A 25403-nucleotide genomic window follows, 5' to 3' on the forward strand; every position below is an offset into this window, starting at 1 on the left:
ATACTGACACATCACAAACAGACAATCCCGGACGGCGTCAGCCGATCCGGGACCTTGTGCCGCCCTTTCGCATGGAGGTCCCCGCTCTCCGCTATCGCTTCGGCGGGGGTGACATCGTTTTTGGAAGAAGTCTTATCTGGAAGCCCTTTTGACCTCAAACCGACTTGCGTGGATGGCCGAGGGCCGATGTCTCACACCCTACCCTTTCATCCCCCAAAGCCCAGCGAGGTTGTTTTTCTGCATGTCGCTGGACCCGCCCACGATGCGCATGCCCAGAAGATCGCGGACGTGGCGTTCCATGTCGAAGGCGTCTGACAAGGCATAGGCCCCAAGCACGCGCTGACAGATCAGGGCGATTTCTGCCGCGGTATCGGCGACAAACAGCTTAGCCATGCTCGATTCAATCCCGCAGGGCAGGTTTTGGGTGGCAAGCCAAGCGGCGTGATAGAGCATATGTCGACAGGCTTCGAGCTTGGTGCGCGCTTCCACCAGAGCGTGGCGAATGGCCTGATGGCCCGAGATGACTTTGCCAAATTGCACCCGCTCTTGTGCATAGGCCCAGGCCTCTTCAACAGCGGCTTGTGCGATACCAAAGGTGACCGCGGTGATTTCAAGCTTTTCCACATCCAGCGCCCGACCCGCCAGCATGCCCCAGCCCTTGCCCCATTTCTCAGGCCCCCCGACGATGTGCGAGACCGGAATGCGCGCATTGTCGAAATAAACATCGCTCGACAACGTATAGCGCAGATTGACATGCTCAATCGGCTGTAAGGTCACACCCGGCGTATCTTTCGGGATCAGCACAAAGGCGAGGTTCTTGCGCTTCTCATCGCTTTCGGTGCGGATCAGGCAATAGATGTAGTCGGCAAAATCGGCCCCGGTGCACCAACGCTTGGCCCCATTGATGACCACATGATCGCCCTCGATCACCCCGCGCGTGGTGACACTGGACAAATCCCCCCCCACATCGGGTTCCGACAGGCCATAACAGAACATCAATTCGCCCTTGGCCAAGGCCGGCAGATAGGCCGCTTTTTGGGCCTCATTGCCATTTTCAGAAATGTTCATCCCACCATAGAAGGCGCAATGGATGAAGGGCCCGGCCAGAAAGGCCCCTGCCCGGCACAATTCTTCAATCACGGCCACTGCGGCGTAAATGTCTTGGCCCACCCCGCCATAGGTCTCGTCCACCGTCAGGCCGCAAATGCCCATTTCCGCCAGTTCAGCAAACAGATCGCGCGGCCAGGTGTGGGTACGGTCCCACAGCTGACGCTTTTCGCGCGGGGCTTTGGTGTCCACAAAGCGGCGCAATTGCTGGCGCAGCGCCACCACATGATCAGGCTCTGCGGCAAAACTCGTCCCCATGATTATTCCCCGCTCAATGTCATCGGCCGCTTTTCCTTGAAGGCGGCAACAGCTTCGGCCCGGTCGGCCATCATATTGGACAAGGTTTCATACGCCACGGCCGCATCCATGGTCAGATTGGCGGCTTGGCGCAATTGCTGGTTCATCACGACTTTGGTCCAACGCACGGCCCAGCGCGGATTGCCGAGGATTTTTTGGGCAAGTTCTGCCACTTTGCCATCAAGCTCTGCGGCGGGAACGGCATGATTGACAAGGCCAATACGGGCGGCTTCGGCCCCTGAGATGAGGTCACCTGTCAGAAGCATTTCCTTGGCGCGCGCCATGCCGATCAAAGCGGGCCAAATCACCGCCCCGCCATCGCCAGCCACAAGGCCGACTTTCACATGCGGATCGCCAATCTTGGCGGTATCCTCGGCAATGATCACATCGCACATCAACGCAATTGTTGCCCCCAGACCTGCCGCGGCACCATTGAGGCGGCAGATGATGGGCTTTTCAAGTTCAAGGAGTGACAGCACGATCCGCTTGGCATCGGGTGCAATGGCACGGAAGCTGGCGGGATTGCTGATCTGCTCGTCAAACCAATCCAAATCGCCACCGGCACAGAAGACGCGGCCCTTGCCAGTCAGCACGATCAGGTCGCTATCAGGGTCCCGCTGGCAATCGGTGAAGACGCGGGCCAATTCCTCATGCATGGCCTCATCCACGCCATTGACGGGATTGTTGCCGCTGATGGTAACGACCAGAACACGGGGGCCATAGCCTTGATCATAGGCAAATTGGATGCGGGAATAATGCTGAAACTCCATTGCGCCCTCCCGGCCTAGATGCGTGCAAGTCGGCGGCCAAAGGTGGCACCGGGTTGGAATAGGGCACAAAAGGCCGCGGGCAGGCTGTCGATGCCATCGGAAATCACTTCCTTGAGCTTAAGCTGGCCCGATTGGATCATGGCGGCGGCTTCGGCCTGCGCCTCGGGGAAAGCACGCAAATCGTCAAACACAACAAGGCCTTCCATCTTCAGACGATGGGTGATGAAGCGGTCGGTATTGCGAATACCATGCCGGTCTGGCGGGGCGACATTATAGTCAGCCACTTGGCCCGAGACCACGATCCGGCCAAAGGGCCGCAAGAGGGGCAGAATGGTGTCAATCATCTTGTTGCCGACATTGTCGAACAAGATGTCGGCCCCTTCGGGCATGGCTGCCGCCAAGTCTGCCGCAAAGGTGGGCGAGCGATAGTCTAGAACCTCATCAAAGCCAGCTTCCTGCAAAAGCCAGTCGGATTTGGCCCCGCCACTGGCAACACCCACAACCCGCGATGCCCCCCAGGCTTTGGCCAATTGCCCGGCTGTGGCCCCCACAGGCCCCGCCGCCGAGGTGACGATCACCCGGTCTCCCGGCTTGATCTGACCAACCCGCTTCAGGCCGAACCAAGCCGTCATGCCCGGCACACCCAACACCCCAATCCACGCCGACAGTGGCACCCCCAAGTCTGGCAGTTTGGCGCAATAGCCCCGGCCATTGGAAATCGTTTGGTCCGCCCAGCCAGAGCCTAAAGTCACCAATTGGCCGACTTCAAAGGCGGGGTTGAGGCTTTCAACCACATGGCCGACAGCAAAGCCGTCAATCACATCGCCAATCTGCAAGGCCCCGGCATAAGAATCAGTGCCCGACAGCCGTGACCTTGTGCCGGGGTCGGCGGATACGAATTGATTGGCAACGCGGAATTGACCTTCTTTCAAAGGCGGAGCTTCAAACGTCTCGAGCTGAAAGTCCTCTAGCGAGGGGGTTCCGGAGATGTGGCGGGCGAGGGTGATACGGTGAATCTGGGTCATGCGCACACCTTGGCCCGCAATGGCCGCCCTGTCAGCCCCAAAGTGCATCTGATCTGTTTTGCTGTAGTGACAGGAATGTTTGGCTCGGGCAAGGATTGGGAAGTAAAGATGAGGCAAGCCATGACCCAAGAAACCAACATCCGTACTGGGGCTGATCAATTAGTCGCAACCCTTGCCGAACATGGGGTGAGCGCCTGTTTTGCTAATCCTGGCACCAGCGAGATGCATTTGGTGCAGGCCCTGGATCGAGAGCCGCGCATTCGCTCGGTCTTGTGCTTGTTTGAAGGTGTGACAACCGGGGCCGCCGATGGCTTTGCCCGCATGGCTGGAAAGCCTGCCATGACGCTTCTTCACCTCGGGCCGGGTTATGCCAATGGTGCGGCCAATATCCATAATGCGCGGCGCGCCTATGCGCCCATGGTCAATGTGGTTGGCGATCATGCCACCTATCACCGCACCTTGGATGCGCCCTTGGCGTCCGATATTGAAACCCTCGTCAAGCCCAACTCGCGTTGGGTCGGGGTGGTGGAACAGGCCAGCGAGGCCGGCGAAAAGGCCGCAAAAGCCTTTATTGAGACCATGGGCCCACCGGCAGGGCCGGTAAGTCTGATTTTGCCAGCCGACAGTGCCTGGAACCCCGCGGGCCCAGACGCGCCCCGTGTTACTTTACCAGCTCTATCCCTTGTTGACCCCACCCAAATCGAGGCTGTGGCCGATGCGATTGCTCTGGCCCAGAAGCCGGTGATCCTGGTCAATGGCCCTGCCCTGTACGACGAGGCGGCGCTGACAACCATGTCGCGCTTAAAAGCTGCTGGCGTCCGGGTGTTATGCGACACATTTGTTGGTCGTCTGGCGCGCGGCGCAGGCCGCTTTGGGCCCGACCGCATGGCCTATTTTGCCGAAATGGCGATGGAGGATTTGGCCGGCGTTGATCTGATGATTCTGGCAGGCACAGGCGTGCCGTGCGCTTTCTTTGCCTATCCCGGCAAGCCCAGCATTCTGGTGCCAGAAGGCTGCACCACCATCGAGCTTTCAGCCCGCAGTGAAGATACGGCTGAAGCTTTGGCCGCCCTTGCTGATGCTTTGGATGCGCCCGACGCCCCACCAGCCCCAACCCGTACCCAACATCCTATGCCAACCGGCAAGATCACGCCTTACACATGCGCCACGTCCCTAGCGCGCCATATGCCCGATCAAGCCATTATTTCCGATGACGCCGTGACCGCAGGCCTGCCCCATTTCATGGCCACCCAAACTGCCGCCCCTCATGATTGGTTGTTCCTGACCGGTGGCGCGATTGGCCAAGGCCTGCCTTTGGCGGTTGGGGCCGCTGTGGCCGCGCCCGACCGCAAAGTCATTTCACTGACCGGCGATGGCGCGGGCATGTATACGCTGCAAGCCTTGTGGACGATGGCGCGCGAACGCCTGCCTATCGTAACCGTGGTGTTTGCCAACCGCTCCTACCGCATTTTGAATATTGAGATGGGCCGCACCGGTGCGGGCCAGCCCGGACCCGCCGCCAGTTCCATGCTGTCGCTCGACAAACCTGCCCTCGACTGGGTAAAATTGGCCGAAGGTCAAGGGGTTGAGGCGGTATCTTGCGACACTGCCGAAGCCTTTGACACTGCCCTCGCCCGCGCGCTTGCCGCCGATGTGCCAGTCCTGATCGAAGCGGTGATGTGAGGCATATGTCGATACTGCACGAGGAAGCACGTGCGTCGGCACGTGGTGGTGTGCGACGTCTGCTGTCGCCTCACTGCGTCGATTGGTTGGCATGGCAGCCACTGCCAAGCCGCGCCGTCACAGTATATTTAAGGTAGGCGACCAGCATCTTCTTGATCTTAATGAATAGAAAATCCGATTGTTATCACAGCCTTACGATAGGCCAATAATCTTGACTTTTGGTCGGCTTGGGCTATATTAGCACCAAGTGGATTGGGGTAGCCCGGTCGGCGGAAGGCGTCTCGGAAACGGGGCGCTTTCAGCTTATTTGGGGAATGTTTTTAGGCCATACCCCTCCATTTGCCCGGCCGGGCCTCGCCAGATTTTAGAGCTCACCGCCTTCCAATCTGGTCGCTCAGTTTCCTTGTTATGAGTGAAGTGGATAATGGGCTCACACGCCAAATCAGCCATTTGTAGACCAACCACGTTTGTGGCTTTCTTGGCAAAACAACACTCAAACCCAAAATTTTTCTTCTGATAATTATCGCCAGCCGAAATATCATACACCCACTGGCGCACTAGGGCGTCTTCTCTCTTTCCTCTGGACTCGAAAACTAACGTTGTTTCTGGCCCGGTAATCCCATAAATCCGCTCCAAGACAAACTTGACTGACATATAATATACATCGGCTGGATTCAGGTATTTTTCTGTGTATCGTTTCTTATCAACAACAGCAGAAACAATTTGCATTGTTGATTGTTTAAATGCCTCTGCAATTGACTCATATAAATTATCCCTGAAATCAGCATCGATGCATTTTGAAAATGGGCCCACTTTCTTTTTGATATCATAGCAATGAAAGATTACACCTTCATGCTTCCAAAGCGCGTGCTTTAAGCGACAAATTGATGGGATCTCCTGATCGAGATACGCACCCATTTCATAAACAATTGCGGTCAGGGCAAAGTCGGGTGAACCAGGATCAATATTCACCAGACCATGGTCCCCCCGACTCATCGAGAAAGGCAATCCAAGGCATAACTTCTAGTACCAACAGCACAGCCGAAAAGAGTCAACTCAATATACTCAATCACAGAAGTTTTGGCGCTAGGATGGGGCGGTGATAAGGCCCCGCTGCAATCAGGCGCGAGGTCAGATCCCTCAGGCAGGGTCATTTGTTTTGCACGCTGTGAGGCCCTGTGAGCGCACAGTAAAGCCGGATGAGCCATCGTCAATCTAAGAATAAAATGCCAAATATGAAGCAATACAATTTGTGACACTCGCATATAAGCCGACCAGCGAGCCAGTTAATAGCCTTTTGATGCTGCGGTCGACAGAATGTTCCAACAATGTCATCTCCAAGTAAGGGAGCAATCATTGTCGTCAGTGGCACTGGCGCTCAAAAGAGCAGCGATTACACCAAGAGGACCAAGCGGTATCTGGATGATCTCGGAAAACGGCACAACACTATTCCGCGCCGCCTTTCAGCGCACCATCCATCCCTATGCCGAATTGACGGGGCTTAGCCGCCCCTGAATCCAAACTGACTGCCTCCCGTGATCCGCTCCTATTCAGGAGCCAACCTTTTAGGTCGACAATCTTGTTAGCATCCAAAAGGGATCATAGCGCGGTTCTTACAACGGAATATTGTCGTGTTTCTTCCATGGGTTCTCAAGCTTCTTATGCTTAAGGGCGCGCAGAGCCTTGGCGACGCGGCGGCGGGTTGAGTGGGGCATGATGACGTCATCAATATAGCCGCGCTGGGCTGCCACAAACGGATTGGCGAAGCGGTCTTGATATTCAGCCGTGCGGGCCGCAATCGCATCCGGATCGCCCATGTCGGCACGGAAGATGATTTCCACCGCCCCTTTGGCCCCCATCACGGCGATTTCTGCCGTGGGCCACGCATAATTGACGTCGCCGCGCAAATGCTTGGAACTCATCACATCATAAGCCCCACCATAGGCTTTGCGGGTGATGACGGTCACTTTCGGCACGGTGGCTTCAGCAAAAGCAAACAACAGCTTCGCGCCATGTTTGATCAAGCCGCCATATTCTTGCTTGGTGCCCGGCATGAAACCTGGCACATCGACAAAGGTCACGATGGGGATATTGAAGCAATCACAGAAGCGCACAAAGCGCGCAGCCTTGCGGCTGGAATCAATATCCAAAACGCCCGCCAAGCTCATGGGCTGGTTGGCAACCACGCCTACGGTAGAGCCCTCGATCCGAGCAAAAGCGGTAATGATATTCTTGCCGAAGTCCTTGGCGATTTCGAAATAATCGCCTTCATCGACGACCTTCTCAATCAATTCCTTCATGTCATAGGGCTTGTTGGGATTGGCCGGTACAAGGCTATCGAGACTCATCTCAACCCGTTCCGGGTCATCATGGGTTGGCCTTGTGGGCGGCTTTTCGCGGTTTGAGAGTGGCAAGAAATCGACCAAGCGGCGCATTTGGAACAAAGTGTCGAAATCATTGTCAAAGCTGCCGTCGATCACGCCGGACTTTGCACCATGCACACTTGCCCCACCCAATTCTTCAGCCGTAACGACTTCGTTGGTGACGGTTTTGACCACGTCAGGCCCGGTCACAAACATATAGCTTGTGTCCTTCACCATGAAAATGAAATCGGTCAAAGCTGGCGAATAGACGTCACCACCCGCGCAAGGCCCCATGATGACGCTGATTTGCGGGATTACACCGGAAGACATGACGTTTTCCATGAAGATGTCCGCATAGCCCGCCAAAGAATCAACGCCTTCTTGAATGCGTGCCCCACCCGCATCAAACAGCCCGATAACAGGTGCGCCATTGCGGGCCGCCATTTGCTGAACCTTGACGATCTTGGCCGCATGGGTCAGCGATAAGGACCCACCAAACACGGTGAAGTCTTTTGAAAACAGATAGACAAGGCGGCCATTGATCGTGCCTTGGCCGGTGATCACGCCATCGCCGGGAAACTTCTGGGCATCCATCCCAAACTCAGTACAGCGATGCTCGACGAACATATCAAATTCTTCAAAGCTACCCTCGTCGAGCAAGATCTCAATGCGCTCGCGCGCGGTCAGCTTGCCCTTGGCATGCTGGGCATCCACGCGTCTTTGGCCGCCTCCGGCACGGGCTTTAGCACGTTTAGCTTCCAGCGCTTGAAGAATATCTTGCATGGGTCTGTCCCTGAAATGAGTTACGCTGGTGGCAGCGCAGGCGGTGTTGAAAGTGGGTTAGCGGGACAAAGCCGCGCTGACAAGTTTTCGCAGCGGCAAGCACTAGAGCGCGGGCAAACCCAAGAAGGCTTCACAGCGCCGAATCCAAGCTTGAATGGCGGGATAGCGATGAAGCTCAAACCCACCCTGATCGGCAAAGCGCGTATAGGGTAATAGCGCCATATCGGCCAAGGTGAATGAAGGTCCGACAAACCAATCCCGTTCGGCCAAATGCTCTTCCATCCTCGTCAATATGACCTGCCCCCTCGGCAGGAGGCTCGGGTCTATTTCAGCTTCAGTTTGGCCAAGGAGATGGACTTTCGCGCGCCGTACCGCGATCACCACTTCATGGCTATATTGTTCCCAGAACAGCCACTCAAATAGTTTCGCGCGGTCAAAGGCGTCGGTTGGGATCAGGCTTGAGCCTTCTGCCAGATAGAGAATGATGGCATTGGATTGGGCGAGCGTGCGGCCATCGTCAAGGCGCACGACGGGCACTTGGCCAAACGGATTGAGGGCGCGAAATGCTGGGCTTGCTGTCTGACCTGTTAGGGCCAAGACCTCATGCCAGACAAAGGGCAGGTTCAAATGCTCTGCCGTCCAGCGCACCTTTAAACAATTGCCCGACCGATCATCGCCATAAATCTCCATGTCATTCCCCCTATCTGGCTTGTAGCTTCAGCCCGCCTAGCACAGCTTCACAATAGTTTGTCTCAAGAGTCCGCCTAAAGACTGCTAGAGGCAGGTTCTGCCCTGAGGGCCTCGACGGGTTAGGAGACACGGTCTATGGCTAGCGCAAATTCGTGTCCCTTAAATGGTGCGACACACCTAAACCAGCTAAGGAAAGATTGTTCGTGAGCGCTGAAATCAAACCAGTTATCTCCGCAACCGGCCTTTACACGCCACCCCATTCCATCACCAATGAGGAATTGGTCGATAGTTTTAACCGCTATGTTGAGCTTTATAATGCCCAGCATGCGGCAGCGATTGAAGCGGGTGAAGTGGCAGCACTAACCCCTTCCTCGGTGGAGTTTATTGAGAAAGCCTCAGGCATCAAAGCCCGCTTTGTCGTCAATAAGGATGGCATTTTAGACCCCACCATCATGGCCCCCCGCATCCCAGAACGGCCAAATGAGGAATTGTCGATTCTGGCTGAGCTCGCCGTACGAGCTGCCCGTCAAGCGCTGGAACGGGCCGGTCGCGATCCGATGGACGTTGATGCCGTGATTTGTGCAGCTTCCAATATGCAGCGCGCCTATCCAGCCATGGCGATTGAGATTCAAGCCGCCCTTGGTTGTAATCCCGAAGGCTTTGCCTTTGACATGAATGTGGCCTGCTCTTCGGCCACCTTTGGCATTCAGACGGCAGCTGACTTTGTGCGCGCCGGACATGCGCGCAGCGTATTGGTGGTCAATCCCGAGATTTGTTCGGGCCATTTGAACTTCAAAGATCGCGACAGCCACTTTATCTTTGGCGATGTGGGCACGGCCATTCTGATTGAAGCCGCCGATGTCGTGGGCGACAAGCCGCATTGGGAGATTTTGGGCACCAAGCTCAAAACCCAATTCTCCAACAATATCCGCAATAATTTCGGCTTTTTAAACCACACGGCCCCCGAAGGCGTGGGTGCGAAAGACAAGCTCTTTGTCCAAGAAGGCCGTAAAGTCTTCAAGGAAGTGGTGCCTATGGTAGCGGCCATGATTATCGAGCATATGGAGACCTTGGGCCTTGAGGCCACAAGCCTGCGCCGAATGTGGTTGCACCAAGCCAATGCCAATATGAACCGCTTGATTGCGGGCAAGGTTTTGGGCCATGAAGCCAGCGAAGATGAAAGCCCCACCGTATTGGACACTTATGCCAATACCTCTTCTGCGGGCTCGATCATCGCCTTCCATAAGAATAGCGATGATCTGGGTGCCGGCGACACGGGCCTTATCTGCTCGTTTGGTGCTGGCTATTCGGCGGGCTCTGTTTTTGTCCGCAAGGTGGCCTGACCACCTAGGGCCTGCAACGTTACAAAGGTTTCACTCGACTTTCGTGTGTCTGCCTGCAACCTATCCCTGATTGTAAATGCGCATTGGGGATTTGCGACATGTGGGTCTTTGCATTGCTAGCCGCCGGTTTCGGCTCTTCGGCACCAACCGAGGCGAAGGAGAAGGAAGTCGCAGCCGTGGTGCCCGACGTCAAGATTGAGCGAGAATTGGTTTCGCCGCCTTTGAACCCACCAGACAAGCACTTCTTTGAACCCCGCTTTTCGACAAGCCCAAAGACCCGCAGCTATATGGTCATCACGCCAGTGCCGCCGCGCAGCCGATCACTCGCCAATCAGGAAGGTGGGCGCTGGTTAGAGCCACCCGGCGGCTGGGTCTCCCCGGACGTTAGGACTAAGCCCTTCCGGGTTGAGCCCCTAGAAAAGCCAAAACCAAAAATGCGCACGCTGCGTGGCGGCAACGGATAAAGGCGTTTCAAGCTTTAAGTGCACGCTTGCCTGGACGAGATCATGAGGCGCTTAAGGCACAGTCACGCCTAGGTGCAAAGTAAAACGGCCTCGGCTATTTATGGCCTATGCGTGCTGCTCCTTACATCTCCCCCGTCAAGATTGATCTCACCCGTCACGCCGACGGCAGCCTCCTGCTAACCAATCCTCATCCCATGCGACCGGCATTTCATACCGTCGTTGCACCTTTGGCGCATTGGGCCGAAGCGGCACCGCGCAGGCTGTGGCTGGCTGGGTTTGAGGCGGGGGCTTGGCGACACCTCAATTACCGAGATGGTTGGACCCTGGTACAATCACTCGCCGCAGGGCTTTATGGCCGGTTTCCGCGCGGCAGCATTATCGCCATTGCCTCCTCCAATTCCATCAGCCACGCGCTTTTGACCTATGCTGCCCCTTTGGCTGGCCTTGCCGTAGCGGCGATCACCCCTGCCTATTCAACCAAAGCGCGCGATCCCCGGCGCTTGCATGAAGCGCTCAAGACTTTAGGGGCAGTGGCGGTCTTTATGGAGGGCCTGGACTTTGCCAAGCCCGCTTTATGGGCTGAAGAAATGGGCGTGCCGGTTATCTCGGCAGGAGACGGGTTTGGAACCACGGGCGAAATCTCGCTCGACCAGCTTTTTGCCGACCCGCAGGATGCGCCAGACCTTGAAACAATTGATGCGCGGGATGCGTGCAAATATCTTCTAACGTCGGGCTCCACCGGTTCGCCCAAGGCGGTCACCGTCACCCATGCCAATCTAGCCACCAATGCAGCGCAAATTCGCTCTACCTTTGACGCCGGGCGCGAAGCTGAGATTTGGCCCGATGGCATCATCATGGCTAATCATCTGCCGTGGAGCCATTCTTTGGGCGGCAATGCGGTCCTGCACATGTTGTTGCATGCTGGCGGCAGCCTGTGGATCGACCCCGGCACCCCGACCGCTGAGGGGCTTGCCGCAACCATCGCCACGTTAAAACATGTCAAGCCTAACTACCACATCACCGTGCCCCTAGGCTGGACGCTTCTGGCAAGCGCCTTGGAGCAGGACGAGGAACTGGCCGAGGCGCTCTTTTCCAATTTGCGCATCATGCAATATGGCGGGGCGGCTTTGACCCAGGATGTCTATCGCCGCTTACAACAGGTTGCCGTGCGGCAAACCGGGGAAGAAATCACCTTGGCGGCGGGCTATGGCGCGACCGAGACGGCCCCGACCGTCTGTAATGTCCATTGGCCCAATGAAGTTATGGGTCTTGTCGGCCTTCCCGTTCCGGGCCTGACGCTCAAGCTGGTGCCCCAGGGCACCAAACTTGAAGCCCGCGTGAAGGGACCGGGGATTACGCCGGGCTATTTGAACGCGCCCGAGAAAACCGCAGAAGCCTATGATGAAGAGGGCTTCTACAAGCTGGGCGATGCTTTACGCTTTGTCGACCCCGATCGGCCAGAAGCCGGCCTTGCTTTTGATGGCCGCTTGTCTGAGGAGTTTAAGCTCGCCAATGGCAGTTTTGTCCCCGCCGGGCTTGTACGCCCTGCGCTTGTTCAAGCCTCAGACGGCCTGTTCAGCGATGCAGTCATTTGCGGCGAAGGCCAAGAAGAATTGGGTGCTTTGGCCTTTATCAATCTGGCCAAGGCCCGCGCACTGACCGGCCTCGACGACGATCTCGACAGCTTGGTCTGGCATGAAAAAGTCCGCGCGTGCGCCAAGGCGGCGCTAGAAAAAGCTGGGGCAGGCCAGCCCGCAACACGGCGCGTCACCCGCCTGATCCTTTTGACTTCCCCGCCCAGCCTTGAAGATGGGGAGATCACCGACAAAGGCTATTTGAACCAAGGGGCATGCCGCGCCTGTCGCGCCGGTGCGGTGCAAACCCTGTTTCAGTCAGGCCCTGCCCTCGAGCGCATCGATCTTTAGGCAGGTAAGGCAAAATTAGCCGGATGTTTGCCCACCGCGCGCTCATAATGGCTGCGGATTAAGGCCCAATCCGCTTCATAATCACCTGTGGGTTTAAGCGAGCCGCTGATGCGGACTGTCTTGGTTGCAAAGTCCATGACCGCAAAGACGATCGGCACAACGGCGGCTTGGGCGATCAAATAATAGCCCTTCTTCCATTCTTCAGCCCGTGCGCGGGTCGCTTCAGGGGGGATCGCAAGAAACAGGTCGCGTGCATTGGCGAAAGCCGTCGTCATACTAGTCACCAAGCCGTTGCTGGTAGAGCGATCAACAGGCACACAGCCGAGCCACTTCACAATTCCGCCAAAGGGGCCCTCAGTCAGGCTCTTCTTGCCCATAAAGCGCAAAGTGATGCGATATTGGCCTGCTGTGGCCAGCATCAAGATACCATCCCAATTGGACGTGTGGGGGGCAGCAAGAATCACCGCTTTTTGAAGGTCTGGCCAATCGCCCTGCAAGCGCCAGCCACTCAGCTTGAGATAAAGTGCGCAAATATAGCGCCAAATCTCGGGCAAAATGCCGCGAAACGGCGCGGGCTTATGGGTGGATGGATCAAATATCTGGTGGCCGTCTTTGGTGCTCACGCGTCGTCCTCCAAGGCTTTTCTCGTTTCGTGAAGCCGGGTTGCAAGGTTTGCTGCCTTCGCCCCAGCTTGTCCAAAGTGAATTACAGTCTGATTGGCTTTATGCTGCGTTAAGCGGTCTTGGGCTGGCCAGTTTGGCGCTGTGGACCGACGTGTCAGAAGAGACACAATCGATGCCATAATCTTTTCAAAAACCTCCGCTTCATTGACTTTAGGTGCAATTACGCTCACGAGGATCACACGGAGCCCAGCATCCAGGGGGATGTTGGGTAAGTCGCGCCATGTTCGGCGCCTCGCCGCAAAACATTGTGAGACGATAAAATGACCGACAACAACGGGACCGGTGACACCGGCCCGATTAGCGAGACTCCAGATGGCGTAACCTTCGCCGATTTGGGTTTCTCGCCCCCGCTTTTAAGCGCGATTGCCGAAACGGGCTATACAAAGCCCACCCCCATCCAGTGGAAAGCTATTCCCCAAGTCTTGGCTGGTCGCGACGTTCTGGGCATTGCCCAGACCGGCACAGGCAAGACCGCAGCCTTTGTGCTGCCGATGATTGAGCGTTTGTCGCAAGGTAGGGCGCGTGCCCGCATGCCGCGCACCTTGATCCTTGAGCCAACTCGCGAACTGGCCGACCAAGTTGCCGAAAACTTCCGCAATTATGGCAAGAACCACAAGCTGACCATGGCGCTCTTGATTGGCGGGGTTTCCTTCGGTGATCAAGACGCGCTTTTGACCAAAGGCGTCGATGTTCTGATTGCCACGCCAGGCCGCCTGCTCGACCATTTTGAACGCGGCAAGCTCTTGCTCACCGGCGTCAATATGCTGGTCATTGACGAAGCCGACCGCATGCTCGACATGGGCTTTATCCCCGATATTGAGCGGATCGTGAAACTGACGCCCTTTACCCGGCAGACCTTGTTCTTCTCGGCCACCATGCCACCCGAAATCAAACGCTTGACCGAGCAATTCTTGCAAGCTCCGGCCAAAGTAGAAGTGGCGCGCCAATCCCAAGCTGCGGCCACCATCACCCAGCGCTTGTTGAAAAGCCCCTCCTCTGACCCCAAGACCAAGCGGGCGGTCCTGCGCGCAGCCATGCAATCGGCTATGGCAAACATGAAGAATGGCATTGTGTTTTGTAACCGCAAAACAGATGTCGATATCGTGGCCAAGTCTTTGAAGGTTTATGGCTTTGATGCGGCCCCTATTCATGGCGACTTGCAACAAAGCGTGCGCACCGCCACGCTGGAGCGCTTCCGCAATAATGAGCTGCAAATCCTTGTTGCCTCTGATGTTGCCGCGCGTGGTCTGGATATCCCCGATGTCAGCCATGTGTTCAATTTTGACGTACCCCGCCATGCCGAAGATTATGTCCACCGCATTGGCCGGACGGGCCGCGCCGGGCGATTGGGTGAAGCCTTCATGATCGTCACCCCCGGCGACAACAAAGCGCTGGATGCCGTGCAAGCCTTGATCAAGTCGACGATTGAATTCGCCGAAATCGAAGGCATGCCGCAGGAAAAAGTTCACGATGATCGCAGGGCCTCCTCTGCTTCTGGCGCAAGCAAGGGCGGCAGTCGCCCCCGCCGGACCAAAGCGGCCGCCGAGCCGCAGGCCGAAGTCGAAGCCGCAACCACAACTGAGGTGGCTGAAGCAACAGACGGGTTGGTTGAGCCAAGCGAGGCGAGCCCCGCAGACTCCACAGGCGGCCGCAGCCGGGGTGGCCGCAATCGCCGTCGCGCAAAGCCAGACAATCGACCAAGCGAACCAAATGCCGATCCGCTGGCCGTTATTGATTTAGGCAACGAGGAAGAGCAGGCGCAAAGCTTTGACCTCTTAGCGCCGTCTGACTCTTCAGACACACCCCGTCAAAGCCGTGGTCCACGCGACACGCACACGCGTGGATCGCGAGGCCGGGACCGCCATGATCGCGACCGCCAAGAACGCGGCGATCGAAACGATCGCGGTGGCCGCTATCGCCAACTGGATCAGGACCCTGATGTCGTGGCTTTTGGCGATGACATCCCGGCCTTTATGAAAATCCCCATCCATTTAAGCCCGATCCGGGACGAGGAAGCCTAGGCTTTCCCGGTCGAAGACTTGGCCTTGGCACGACAGCCAAAGCCAAGCCGCGACTTTGTGCCGCGCATGCCGGAAGGTTTTGAGTGTGAGTTTGGCTTGCAGGATGCCTGCGGCTGTGACAATACCAGTTGATGATGCGAACCATTCTCAAAAACTCCCGCGCCCGCCTGTTTGTTTCGGTTGCTGTTGCATCCGCCGTTTTCGCGACCCTGGCGGGTTGTGGAGCGTCAAAGCCTGCCGCAGGCTCGAAAGGCGAAGTCAATATTTATTCGGCTCGCCATTATGATGCCGACGAACAACTCTATGACTTGTTTGAGAAAAACACTGGCATTGCGATTAATCGTATTGAGATGAAGGGCGACCTTCTTCTAGAGCGCTTGAAAGCAGAAGGCACCCAAAGCCCCGCAGATGTGATCTTGCTGGTCGATGCGGGCAATTTCTGGCGGGCAGAGACCGCTGGCCTGTTCCAATCGGTTCAATCGGCGACGCTCGATGCGGCGGTGCCTGCCAATCTACAGGGACCCAAGAAGGATTGGTTTGGCTTTGCCAAGCGCGCGCGGGTCATCGCCTATGATCCGGTTCGGGTAAAGCCAGAACAGGTCGCCACTTATGAGCAATTGGCTGAGCCTGCCATGAAGGGCAAAATTTGTGTTCGCCCTTCCAGCAATGTCTATAATCTTTCTTTGATGTCCTCCTTCATCGACAACTGGGGCGTGCCCAAGGCTGAAACCTGGGCCAAGGGCGTTGTGGCAAACTTTGCCCGCGAGCCTGAGGGGGCAGACACCGATCAACTGAAAGCCATTGCCGAGGGCAAATGTGCGGTTGCCATTGTGAACCATTATTATGCTGTACGCTTGCAACGCTCTGAAGATCCGGCAGAACAAGCGGTGGCCTCCAAAATCGCCTTGTCCTTCCCCGATCAAGCAGGGGCTGGAACGCATGTGAATATCTCTGGCGGGGCTCTTGCAGCCAACGCGCCCAATAAAGCCAATGCGGTTGCTTTCTTGGAGTTTTTGGCAAGCCCAGAAGCGCAAAAAATCTTTGCCAAAGCCAATGATGAGTTCCCAATCCTTGCAAGCGCCATGGATGACACTAGCAAATTGAAGGCCTTGGCTGGCTTTAAAGAAGCACAGACCCCGATGGCTGCCCTCGGCACCAATCAACCTGAGGCCCAAAAGGTCTTTGATCGCGCGGGCTGGAAGTGACCACATTGGATCCGGCAGCAAGGCCTAGCCCCGCGCGGGACTGGGACGGGCTTGGCGTTTCTAAAGCCAGGTTCAAGCCTGTAAAGTCTTGGGCGCTTTTTGCCCTCTTGGTGGCCATCCCTGGCTTGCCGGTCTTGTTCACCTTCCTCGCGGCCGCCCAGCCCAGCACGAGTTTTGACCATATTGCCCGCGTGCTTTTAGGCGAGATGGCGCTGACTTCGCTGGCGCTCTTGGTCTTGGCCACTCTTGGGGCAACCATTTTGGGCGTGATTGCCGCTTGGTTCGTCACCGCCTATCAATTCGTGGGGCGGACAGCATTGAGTTGGGCTTTAGCCCTGCCCTTGGCCATGCCTGCTTATGTCGCGGCCTATGCATGGGGTGATTTGACGGGTGCGCGCGGGTTTTGGATCGCCACCCTTGTCTATGTCGCCACGCTTTATCCCTATGTCTATCTGGCCGCCCGCAGCGCCTTTGAGGCGCAGTCGGTCTGCGCGCTGGAAGCTGCGCGGCTGTTAGGGGCTGGTGCTTGGAAACGCTTTTTCACGATAGCCCTTCCGTTAGCCCGGCCTGCGATTGCCGCGGGGGCAGCGCTCACCGGTCTTGAGATCGCCGCCGATTATGGGGCGGCCGACCATTTGGGCGTTTCGACCCTGACGATTGGGGTGTTTCGCGCTTGGTTTTCCATGGGCGACTTGGCAGCCGCGGCCCGGATTGCCTGTTTGCTTTTGGTTGGCGTGCTGTTTCTTGTTTGGCTGGAACGTAAGTCGCGGGCAGGTTTGGTTGCAGGCGGATCTACGCGCTGGCGCACGCCCCAGCGGGCGCAGGCTTCTGGCGTGGCGGGTATTTTAATCCCGGGATTTTGCGTTGCTTGCTTGGCCCTAGGCTTGGTTATTCCGGTCTTACACCTTGCCGGTCTTGCCAGTGCCAGCGGTGTGCCAAAGCGGGCCTTGAATGAGCCTTTGGTGGCCACGGCACTTCTCTGCGCTTTGGGCGCGAGTGCGACTTTGATTTTGGCAGGCCTCAGCGCTTTTATCGGCCAGCGCAGCGCGCAAGCCAGTGGCTTTGTGCGCGCGGTCAGCCTTGCAGGCTATGCCACTCCGGGTGCTGTGACGGCGCTGGGCATTTTGGCGGCTCTGGCTTTGAGCGGATCCCATGTGGTCGCAGCTTTGAGCGGGCCCTTGGCCATTATCGCGCTTTGCTATGCCTATGCCGCACGCTTTACCGCAGCAGGGCTTGAACCCTTAAGCGCGGGTCTTGAAAAATCGACCCGCTCGATGCGGGAATCGGCTCAGACTTTGGGTGCCAATGGGATGAAGCGCTTTTTGAAGCTAGAAGCGCCCTTGGCGGCCCCATCTGCCTTTGCAGCGGCCTTGATCGTGGCCGTTGAGATCGCCAAGGAATTACCCGCCACCACCATCCTGCGCCCCTTTGGCTTAGACACCTTGGCCGTTCGCGCCCACGCTTATGCGGCCGATGAGCGTTTGGGCGCAGCTGCTTGGCCAGCCCTTGCCATCGTTCTGGTAGCATTGGTCCCTACTTTGTTGTTTTCACATGGCCTTTCAAAGTCACGGGCAGGGCAATCATGAGTGAATTGGCCCTCGAAGCGCGCCATGTCAGCCGCGCCTTTGGCACAGTCAAAGCCCTTGATGACGTGAGCCTCAGCCTGGAGGCTGGCAAAGTCCTGGCCCTGCTCGGTCAATCGGGTTCTGGCAAGAGTACGCTTTTACGGGTTTTGGCGGGCCTTGAAGGGGTAGATGCCGGTGAAGTCTATGCCGATGGCAAATTGGTGAGCGATAAATCCACCACAATCCCGCCCGAGAAACGCCCCCTGGGCATGGTCTTCCAAGACTATGCCCTGTTTCCCCATCTCACCGCTTTGGGCAATGTGGCCTTTGGCCTTGGCCATTTAGCCAAGTCCGAGCGCTTGACCCTTGCTGCATCTTGGCTTGACCGTGTTAGCCTGGGTGACCGAGGCGGCGCTTTCCCGCATGAGCTTTCAGGTGGAGAGCAACAGCGTGTGGCGCTAGCCCGGGCGCTTGCCCCCAATCCGCGCGCCATTCTGATGGATGAGCCCTTTAGCGGCCTTGATCCGCATCTGCGCGCCGATCTGCAATCGAGCATGCTGGCGACTTTGGCAGAAGCGGGCGTTGCGGCCTTAATCGTCAGCCATGATACCGAAGAAGCACTCGCTGTCGCCGATCACGTCGCCATCATCGAACATGGCCGTATCCTGCAAAGCGGCTTGCCGACAGATGTCTACCGGGCACCTACATCATTGGAAGCGGCACGCGCTCTAGGAGCGGTGTGGCGTTTGGACGCCCATGCCCAAAATGGCTTGGTCGAAACCCAAATCGGCACTTTTTCAAGCCCGTTTGACGGGCCAGTCATGGTCTGTGCACGCCCAGAAGCAACACATGTAACAAGCTCGCAATCTGGTACCTTCAAAGTTATGGACCGCCGCGGTGTCGGCCGTTTCTTGACCGTGAAGCTGCAAGCCATCACCGGCGAGGGTGGGTTCATCACAGCTTTAGTTGAGGCCAAATCCGCCCCCGCGAAAGACCACTACGTCGACGTGAGTCTGCACCGTGAAGATGTGTTTGTCTTCAAAGCCTAATGCCTGGCGACCGCCTCACTTGAAAAAGAAGGCAAGCTTGCCCAAGGTGGGCCCATGACCGCTCTGACCGCCCCCCTCACCCGTGTGATGCAGGCCCGCTTTGGGCCAAGCGCGCAGGTAACAGACATGACGCGCCTATCCGGTGGGGCTAGCCAAGAGACGTGGGGGTTTGGTCTTGAGATGCGAAGCGCGCCGACGCGCAGGCTCATTTTGCGTCGCGCGCCGTTCCAAAGCGCCGCCAAGGGTGAGGCCATCGGGCTTGTCAAGGAGGCCCATATCATTGGCGCAGCGGCGCGCACTGGAACGCCCGTGCCGGAGATCATCCATGTCTGTAGCCCCGAAGACGACTTGGGCGATGCCTTTATTATGGCCCATGTTGAAGGCCAGACGATTGCGCGAAAAATCCTGCGCGATGAAACGTTCAGCCGCGCCCGTTCGCGACTGGCATTTCAATGTGGCGAGGCTTTAGCCAAAATCCACGCGGTGGACCTAGATAGTCTGCCACCGGACTTACCCATCAGCCATGGCCTGGATCAAGTGGACCGCTATGAGGCCATTTATCGCGGCTTTGACATGGATCGACCTGTTTTTGAATTGGCCTTGGCTTGGTTGCGCCAGCGGGCTCCACAGCCCTTGCCCGCGACCCTGGTGCATGGCGATTTTCGTAATGGCAATCTGATGGTCAATCCTGAGGGCCTTGCAGCGGTTCTGGACTGGGAATTGGCCCATCATGGCGACCCGCGCGAGGATTTGGGCTGGATCTGCGTCAATTCTTGGCGGTTTGGTGTGCGGGAAAAGCGGGTCGGGGGTTTTGGGACGCTCGAGGACTTGCTGGCAGGCTATCAGGCTGCGGGTGGGCAAGCTGGTGAGGCTAAGGATCTCATGTGGTTTCAAGCCTTGGGCAGTTTCAAATGGGGCATTATGTGCTTGATCATGTACCAAGCCTTTGCCACCAAAGCCGACCCCTCGATTGAGCGGGCGATGATTGGCAGGCGGGCCTCTGAAGCGGAAATCGACTTACTCAATCTGATCGAAGGTCGCCCCCATGCATGAAGCCCCCTCGTCTGAAGAATTGCTGGGCGCCGTCATCGGGTTTTTGACCGAGGTAGCCGCTCCACACCTCAGCGGCCAAGCCGCCTTTCATGCCCGCGTGGCCGCCAATGCCTTGGCCTTGGTTGAGCGCGAAATGGCGCACAGACAACCAGCCGATGCGCGCGCCCGCGCCCTCTACGCAGCCCTGCTAAGCGATACGTCCAGCCCCTTGGACGCCCTGACGAAAGAAGTCTGCGCCCGTATTCGATCCGGTGCTTTGGCTTACGATGACCCGGCCCTACTGGCCGCTTTGCGCGAAGTCACCAGTGCCCAATTGACCATTGATCAACCCACCTATAGCGGGCTGAAACCATGAAACGGAACTGGCAGCGCTGGATCATAGGTGGCATCCTTGGCCTCAATCTTTTGGTGGGGCTTACGGCCTATTTTATGCGCGACAATTTGTTCCGCGAATTGATCCAGCCTGCGGTACCCTTCCAAGTCGACGAACCACCCCCCGTGCCCGACTATAGCGATGCAGCGGCTTGGGCTTTCCGGCCACAAGGGGCCAATGCGGGCCTTGGCAAGGCCGATGTCTTCTTCGTTCATCCCACGACGGCTTGGAGTGGCAATACAGGCTGGAACATGGATATCGCCGACAATATGTCGCGCACCAGGCTTGAAACCATCGCCCTACCCAACCACGCCGAACCCTTTGCCGCTGCGGGCCCCCTCTGGGTGCCGCGCTATCGCCAAGCGGTTTTGTTTGCCCTTCTGTCGCAACGCGATGACAGCCATGAGGCGCTCAACCTGGCCTATGAAGATGTGGCGCGCGCCTTTGTGACCTTTCAGCAAGCCCGCAATCCCAAGCGCCCCTTTGTGCTGGTAGGCATTGGGCAAGGCGGGCTGCATGTGTTGCGCTTGTTACAGGAAAAAGGCGACCTCGGCCCCATGTTGGCTGCGACATACATCCTTGATCAGCCGGTCCCTACCACGTTGTTCGAAGGCCCGAATGCGGTGCCGGGTTTTCCTAAGCCCTGCCAAAGCGCCAAACAGGCCCGCTGCTTTGTGAGCTATACCAGCGTGGATGGTGGCGACGAACGCGGCGAAAAAATCCTCAAACAGCGCTCGACCATTTGGACAGCGGATAAGGGCTATCGCGCGATAGGGGGCGCCGGCTTTGCCTGTGTGAACCCCCTGACCGGGGCAGCGCCCCAGAGCAATGCCCCGCCCAGTACCAATCGGGGGTCGGCCGCTGCCAGCGGCCTTGAGCGCGGGACAGAGCCTGCGCTGTTGCCCGGCGAAACCGGGGCCATGTGTCGCAATGATTTGTTGTGGGTCGAGGTGAACCGTCCGGCCGCGCTGTCGCGTGCGCGCTTTGAGCTGGGTACCTTCTATAAGATCACCGGCTATAATCTGTTTTATGCGGCACTCAGCACCGACGTCCTAGCCCGGGTAAATGCGCTGAGATAGGCGGGCCTCACAAAAAAGCCCGCCAACCCGAGCGGGCGGCGGGCCTTTCCCCATCTCGTCAAGCCGAACTTACATCCCGAACCGGGCCTTCATTTCAGCCGTCATTTCTTCAATCGCCTTGACAGTGACCGCATCTTTTTCGCGGGTCTTCCAATATTTGGCGATCTTCTTGAAGTTCTTCAAAGGCGCTTTCACACCCATAACAGGCAGGATCTTGACCACGAAGAACAGGCTTGGGGTGATGGTGCAATCAGCCAAGCTGAACTTATTGCCCGCTGCATGCTTCTTGCCCGACAAGACATGCTCGAGATGACCCAAGGCGGTGTTCACATCTGCAATCGCGGCCTTGATCGCCTCTGGGTCTTTGCCAGGCCCCATCAGACCAAAAATCTTGCCCATGGCAGGGCCCACATAAATGTCATTCACACGCGAGATCAGGCGCACTTGCGCACGCTCTTCAGGCTTACGGGGGCGCAGGGCTGGTTTTGGGAAAGCATCTTCCAAATATTCAAGAATAACTTCTGACTCTGGCAAAGACATACCAGAATCCGTGACCAAGCACGGGATTTTCCCAATTGGATTGATCGCCAGAAATTCTTCGCTCTTCATACCGCCGCCGGGAGGTGGCAAATAGTCAACTTCCAAACCTTTAGCCGCAATCTGCATCTTCACGCGCTGCACAAACGGAGAAAGGTCACTTCCATATAATTTCATCGCTCAAGCTCCCTGGGTCTTATAACAAATAGCGTGCTTCATCTGTCCTCACGACAAATGCTTATCCATCAATTTCGACTCGCGCGGCGCGCCATTCACTTGCAGATAGGTAGCGCCCCACGCGCCTCTGGCCAATAACTTTGACAGCCCAAATGACAATCTGTGCAGTCAATTCCCAAGAATTGGCTAGCAATTGTTCAAGCCTAGCGCCCGGGTCGCGCAGGAGACTGCATGTGTGAGCGTCATGCCCCCTAAAGGCCAATAATCGCAACCGAGCAGACATTGCTTGACGGAGCACCGCCAAGATTATGGGTTAGCCCTAAACTCGGGTTTGGTAATTGCCGTTCACCTGCCCGGCCCTGAAGCTGCAAATACATTTCATACAGCATGCGCAAACCTGAGGCCCCAATTGGGTGGCCAAAGCACTTCAGCCCACCATCAATCTGGCACGGCACGTGGCCATCCGCATCATAAAAGCCATTCATCACATCTTTCCAGCCTTGGCCTTCGGGCGAGATGAAAAGATCTTCCATGGTCACAAGCTCGGTCACCGAGAAGCAATCATGCACCTCGATCATGGAAATCTGGTCGCGCGGGCGCTCAATCCCGGCTTCCAGATAGGCCTTTTTGGCGGCGATCCGGGCGGTATGGAAGTAAGAGCCGTCCCATGAATTATGCTGGCTTTCCATACCATTAGAGACAGAAAGCTGTAGGGCCTTGACATAGACCAAGTCTTTTTTGCCCAAAGCGCGTGCAATTTCAGGTGTCGTCACAATGGCCGCCGCCGCCCCATCCGACACCCCGCAACAATCAAACAAGCCCAAAGGCTCTGCAATCATCGGGGCGGCGATCACTTGTTCTTCGGTCACCACATTGCGCAAATGCGCCTTGGGATTTTTCGACCCATTGGCGTGGCTTTTAACCGACACATGGGCAATGGCACGCTTCAGGTCTTCGCGTGAAACCGAATGCTTGGCCCGATAGGCGCTGGCCAATTGCGCGAAATTGCCGGGGGCAGAGCCATTTGGCGCAGTTTGGGGAATATAGGTCCCCATCGTGCCAGTTGGCAGGCCGCCATAGCCGGTATCTTTCAATTTCTCGACGCCGACGGCGATTGCTATATCGGCGGCCCCCGCGGCAACCGCATAGACCGCGCCGCGAAAGGCTTCAGAGCCAGAAGCACAAAAATTCTCAACCCGCGTCACCGCAATATTGGGCAAGCGCAAGGCGATGGATAAGGGCGTGCCGCCTTTGCCGGTGCCAATCTCATCAATATGGGTAGAAAACCAAGCGGCATCTAATTGGGTGGGTTCAATGCCCGCATCGGCCATCGCTTCCAAATAGGCCTCGACCATCAATTCTTCCGGGCCGCAATCCCAGCGTTCTCCGAATTTCGAGCAGCCCATACCTATGACGGCGACTTTGTCACGAATTCCTGTGGCCATGCTGATGCCTCCCTGAACCGAAATGCTTCTTGTTTTGGAAGACTGTGACCCAGATTGCTCAGGGTTTCAAGCCAGAGTTTGGCGTATCTGGAACCGCTTTTGGAACCGTGCGGTCAAAAAAGGAAAGGGCTTCGGTCCAATCTTCGGTATGGATGCCATGCAAGCCCGGCCGCATATAAAATGCCAAGACCCCCTTTCCCTCCGGGTGGCGCAGCTTTGTCTGCGTAAAGGCGGGTTGTCCAAAAAGCTGATAAACTGGATCAGCCCCTTTGAGCGCCCGAAAGCTCCCATGTGGGTCACCCCATTGGTCCCGTCGGCCTGTCCCAATCAGAACGGGCCTCGGTGCCAGAAGCGCAATCAATTGATGCTGATCAATATCCAGCTCCGCCTGCTTGGCCCCATAGCTGGCATAAGACGGGGCAAACCAATGGGGGAAGGCGCGGTTAATATCGGCCATCGGTTCGCCCACGTCATCGCGACCCAAAGCAGCCCCTGCCGTTCCCGATTGCAAGGCCCAGACCGCTGCTGGACGTGGGTCAAAGGCAGCCGACAGAAGGGCCGCTTTGCCATGGCGCGAGTGGCCCCACAGCAACATTCGGCGAGAATCCAGCCTCGGATCGTTAGCCAAAACATCCAACATGCGCGAGGAGGTCCAAGCCCATGCGGCAATGGCCCCCGTGCGCTGCGCGGGCGGCGTACCGACTGGGGTTAAAGCCGTCAGATAAGGTTCGGCAACTTCCGGCACATCGGGCACCACATCGCCTGGATGCCAAGACGCCAGAGCATAGCCCTTTTGAGCCAAAGTCTCCCACGGCGGTGCATTGGCGTGCAAGCCGAAAATCGCTTTAATCAAAAAATCCGGTGCACTACCCCCACACTCCGGCGGCAGAGGCATCGTGCCAGTGCGGGCACCTGTTTGCTTGGGCAATAATGACTCATTGCCACAAAAAGTACCGCCCGCGATCACGGGGAATGGCCCTTTGCCTTTCGGCGTCATCAAAATCAGGTCGACCACAGGCCTGCCGCCGGTCCACGGGCCAGCTTCAGCCGTTTTAAGCGCAATGGTGAGGCGCTCTATCGTACCAATGGCACCTTTTTCAGGCGTCTGCAGCACGTCACGGCTCACAACATCATAGCCCACAGTCGCCGGCATCGCGCCATAGATTTCACTTTGGAAACGGGCTTTCAACAAAGGCACGCGGCGGTCTTGCCAGTCGCTTAGGCTTTGGACTGCAGGGTCGGACTGAAAGGCCGCCAGAACCGGGGGGGAAGCGGGTGGGCCTGTAACATTGGCGGGGACATTGGGCAGCCGCTGCAGGGCACAGCCGCCAGCGCTGAGCGCGAGGCCCGTTACCACCAAAACCGCTCCCAAAACAAACTTTCGACCTAGCCTCATGGGTTTGTTCCCTCTTGCCTGTCTCTCGAGGCCTACGGCGCGACCCGTCCTGTGGTTACAGGGATTGGCCCCGAGGGTCTATTGAATAAACGGCAAGGTGGCCGGCGCTTCAGGGCAATTTGGGTCTGATCATGCCGCATCGTGTGGTGTAAACGTCCACCGGGTTGCCATGCTGGACGGCATGAGGCGCGTCCCAATCCATGTGCCGTAAACTGCCCTGAGGCCCCGCCTTCCGCTTCGTTTCGGCGCGGATGGCATTGTGGCGGCGGGGAAAGTTTTTTATCTAGAAGCGTTTTGGTGATCCCTATGGTCACCCAACCGCTTCCTCTAGTGTGATCGGGCGATTTGTCGCGTCAAATCGCCCACCAAC

Annotated in this window: 22 protein-coding genes; 12 read left to right on the top strand and 10 right to left on the bottom strand. The window is 57.2% G+C overall.

Annotation, left to right across the window (positions count from 1 at the left end; translation table 11 throughout):
* Positions 1-198 precede the first annotated feature (198 nt).
* The 3 genes from B7364_RS10670 to B7364_RS10680 are packed head-to-tail and all read right to left on the bottom strand — an operon-like array spanning position 199 to position 3199.
* Complete coding sequence (locus B7364_RS10670; protein ID WP_085340019.1) at positions 199-1365, bottom strand: acyl-CoA dehydrogenase family protein; 1167 nt, start codon at positions 1363-1365, stop codon at positions 199-201.
* A 2-nt stretch (positions 1366-1367) separates the two neighbouring features.
* Positions 1368-2174: an enoyl-CoA hydratase/isomerase family protein gene (locus B7364_RS10675; RefSeq protein ID WP_085340020.1), complete on the bottom strand. Its 807-nt coding sequence runs from the start codon at positions 2172-2174 to the stop codon at positions 1368-1370.
* Positions 2175-2188: 14 nt separating this feature from the next.
* Positions 2189-3199, bottom strand: a complete 1011-nt coding sequence (locus B7364_RS10680) for an NADP-dependent oxidoreductase (RefSeq protein ID WP_085340037.1) — start codon at positions 3197-3199, stop codon at positions 2189-2191.
* A gap of 120 nt (positions 3200-3319) precedes the next feature.
* Here B7364_RS10680 and B7364_RS10685 point away from each other — a divergent pair, with 120 nt between their 5' ends.
* Positions 3320-4882 (top strand): acetolactate synthase large subunit, encoded by a 1563-nt coding sequence (locus tag B7364_RS10685; protein WP_085340038.1) that lies wholly within the window; start codon positions 3320-3322, stop codon positions 4880-4882.
* 303 nt (positions 4883-5185) lie between these two features.
* On the opposite strand, the gene B7364_RS10690 is transcribed toward B7364_RS10685, so the two are convergent.
* Complete coding sequence (locus B7364_RS10690; RefSeq protein ID WP_157893642.1) at positions 5186-5854, bottom strand: DUF3800 domain-containing protein; 669 nt, start codon at positions 5852-5854, stop codon at positions 5186-5188.
* 384 nt (positions 5855-6238) lie between these two features.
* On the opposite strand from B7364_RS10690, the gene B7364_RS17905 reads away from it, so the two are divergent.
* Positions 6239-6397, top strand: a complete 159-nt coding sequence (locus B7364_RS17905) for a hypothetical protein (RefSeq protein ID WP_157893643.1) — start codon at positions 6239-6241, stop codon at positions 6395-6397.
* Positions 6398-6495: 98 nt separating this feature from the next.
* Here the strand turns inward: B7364_RS17905 and B7364_RS10695 are convergent, their stop codons facing one another.
* Complete coding sequence (locus B7364_RS10695) at positions 6496-8028, bottom strand: acyl-CoA carboxylase subunit beta (RefSeq protein ID WP_085340022.1); 1533 nt, start codon at positions 8026-8028, stop codon at positions 6496-6498.
* A 102-nt stretch (positions 8029-8130) separates the two neighbouring features.
* Positions 8131-8718 carry a glutathione S-transferase family protein gene (locus B7364_RS10700; RefSeq protein ID WP_085340023.1) on the bottom strand — a complete coding sequence of 196 codons (588 nt, stop codon included), beginning with the start codon at positions 8716-8718 and terminating at the stop codon, positions 8131-8133.
* Positions 8719-8921: 203 nt separating this feature from the next.
* Here B7364_RS10700 and B7364_RS10705 point away from each other — a divergent pair, with 203 nt between their 5' ends.
* The 3 genes from B7364_RS10705 (at position 8922) to B7364_RS10715 (ending at position 12450) form a co-directional block, all read left to right on the top strand.
* Positions 8922-10061, top strand: coding sequence for a beta-ketoacyl-ACP synthase III (locus B7364_RS10705; protein ID WP_085340039.1), 1140 nt, complete (start codon positions 8922-8924; stop codon positions 10059-10061).
* A 98-nt stretch (positions 10062-10159) separates the two neighbouring features.
* Positions 10160-10525: a hypothetical protein gene (locus tag B7364_RS10710; RefSeq protein ID WP_085340024.1), complete on the top strand. Its 366-nt coding sequence runs from the start codon at positions 10160-10162 to the stop codon at positions 10523-10525.
* Positions 10526-10632: 107 nt separating this feature from the next.
* On the top strand, positions 10633-12450 hold the full coding sequence (locus tag B7364_RS10715) for an AMP-binding protein (protein WP_085340025.1): 1818 nt from the start codon (positions 10633-10635) through the stop codon (positions 12448-12450).
* Here the strand turns inward: B7364_RS10715 and B7364_RS10720 are convergent.
* Positions 12447-13073 carry a 1-acyl-sn-glycerol-3-phosphate acyltransferase gene (locus B7364_RS10720; RefSeq protein ID WP_085340026.1) on the bottom strand — a complete coding sequence of 209 codons (627 nt, stop codon included), beginning with the start codon at positions 13071-13073 and terminating at the stop codon, positions 12447-12449. The two genes, B7364_RS10715 and B7364_RS10720, sit on opposite strands and share 4 nt — an antisense overlap.
* Before the next feature lie 320 nt (positions 13074-13393).
* Between B7364_RS10720 and B7364_RS10730 the strand changes: the two genes are divergently transcribed.
* From B7364_RS10730 to B7364_RS10760, 7 genes are all read left to right on the top strand, one after another.
* A complete protein-coding gene (locus B7364_RS10730; protein ID WP_085340028.1) occupies positions 13394-15154 on the top strand; it encodes a DEAD/DEAH box helicase in 1761 nt (586 codons plus the stop codon).
* A gap of 131 nt (positions 15155-15285) precedes the next feature.
* Positions 15286-16359 (top strand): extracellular solute-binding protein, encoded by a 1074-nt coding sequence (locus B7364_RS10735; RefSeq protein ID WP_106407615.1) that lies wholly within the window; start codon positions 15286-15288, stop codon positions 16357-16359.
* Positions 16356-17945, top strand: a complete 1590-nt coding sequence (locus B7364_RS10740; protein WP_085340029.1) for an ABC transporter permease — start codon at positions 16356-16358, stop codon at positions 17943-17945. Before B7364_RS10735 ends, B7364_RS10740 begins: the two co-directional genes overlap by 4 nt.
* On the top strand, positions 17942-18973 hold the full coding sequence (locus tag B7364_RS10745) for an ABC transporter ATP-binding protein (protein WP_085340030.1): 1032 nt from the start codon (positions 17942-17944) through the stop codon (positions 18971-18973). Before B7364_RS10740 ends, B7364_RS10745 begins: the two co-directional genes overlap by 4 nt.
* A gap of 54 nt (positions 18974-19027) precedes the next feature.
* On the top strand, positions 19028-20026 hold the full coding sequence (locus B7364_RS10750; RefSeq protein ID WP_085340031.1) for a phosphotransferase family protein: 999 nt from the start codon (positions 19028-19030) through the stop codon (positions 20024-20026).
* On the top strand, positions 20019-20381 hold the full coding sequence (locus B7364_RS10755) for a DUF6285 domain-containing protein (RefSeq protein WP_085340032.1): 363 nt from the start codon (positions 20019-20021) through the stop codon (positions 20379-20381). The genes B7364_RS10750 and B7364_RS10755 overlap by 8 nt, the downstream gene beginning before the upstream one ends.
* Entirely contained in the window at positions 20378-21478 is a 1101-nt protein-coding gene (locus tag B7364_RS10760) for a DUF3089 domain-containing protein (RefSeq protein ID WP_085340033.1), read from the top strand. The genes B7364_RS10755 and B7364_RS10760 overlap by 4 nt, the downstream gene beginning before the upstream one ends.
* A 69-nt stretch (positions 21479-21547) precedes the next feature.
* Here the strand turns inward: B7364_RS10760 and B7364_RS10765 are convergent, their stop codons facing one another.
* From B7364_RS10765 to B7364_RS10775, 3 genes are all read right to left on the bottom strand, one after another.
* Positions 21548-22192, bottom strand: a complete 645-nt coding sequence (locus B7364_RS10765; RefSeq protein ID WP_085340034.1) for a glutathione S-transferase family protein — start codon at positions 22190-22192, stop codon at positions 21548-21550.
* 251 nt (positions 22193-22443) lie between these two features.
* Entirely contained in the window at positions 22444-23637 is a 1194-nt protein-coding gene (locus B7364_RS10770) for an acetyl-CoA acetyltransferase (RefSeq protein ID WP_085340035.1), read from the bottom strand.
* Positions 23638-23695: 58 nt separating this feature from the next.
* On the bottom strand, positions 23696-25033 hold the full coding sequence (locus tag B7364_RS10775; protein WP_157893644.1) for a glucuronyl esterase domain-containing protein: 1338 nt from the start codon (positions 25031-25033) through the stop codon (positions 23696-23698).
* Between the last annotated feature and the right edge of the window lie 370 nt (positions 25034-25403).

Source organism: Aquidulcibacter paucihalophilus (genome assembly GCF_002105465.1).
GTDB lineage: Bacteria > Pseudomonadota > Alphaproteobacteria > Caulobacterales > Aquidulcibacteraceae > Aquidulcibacter > Aquidulcibacter paucihalophilus.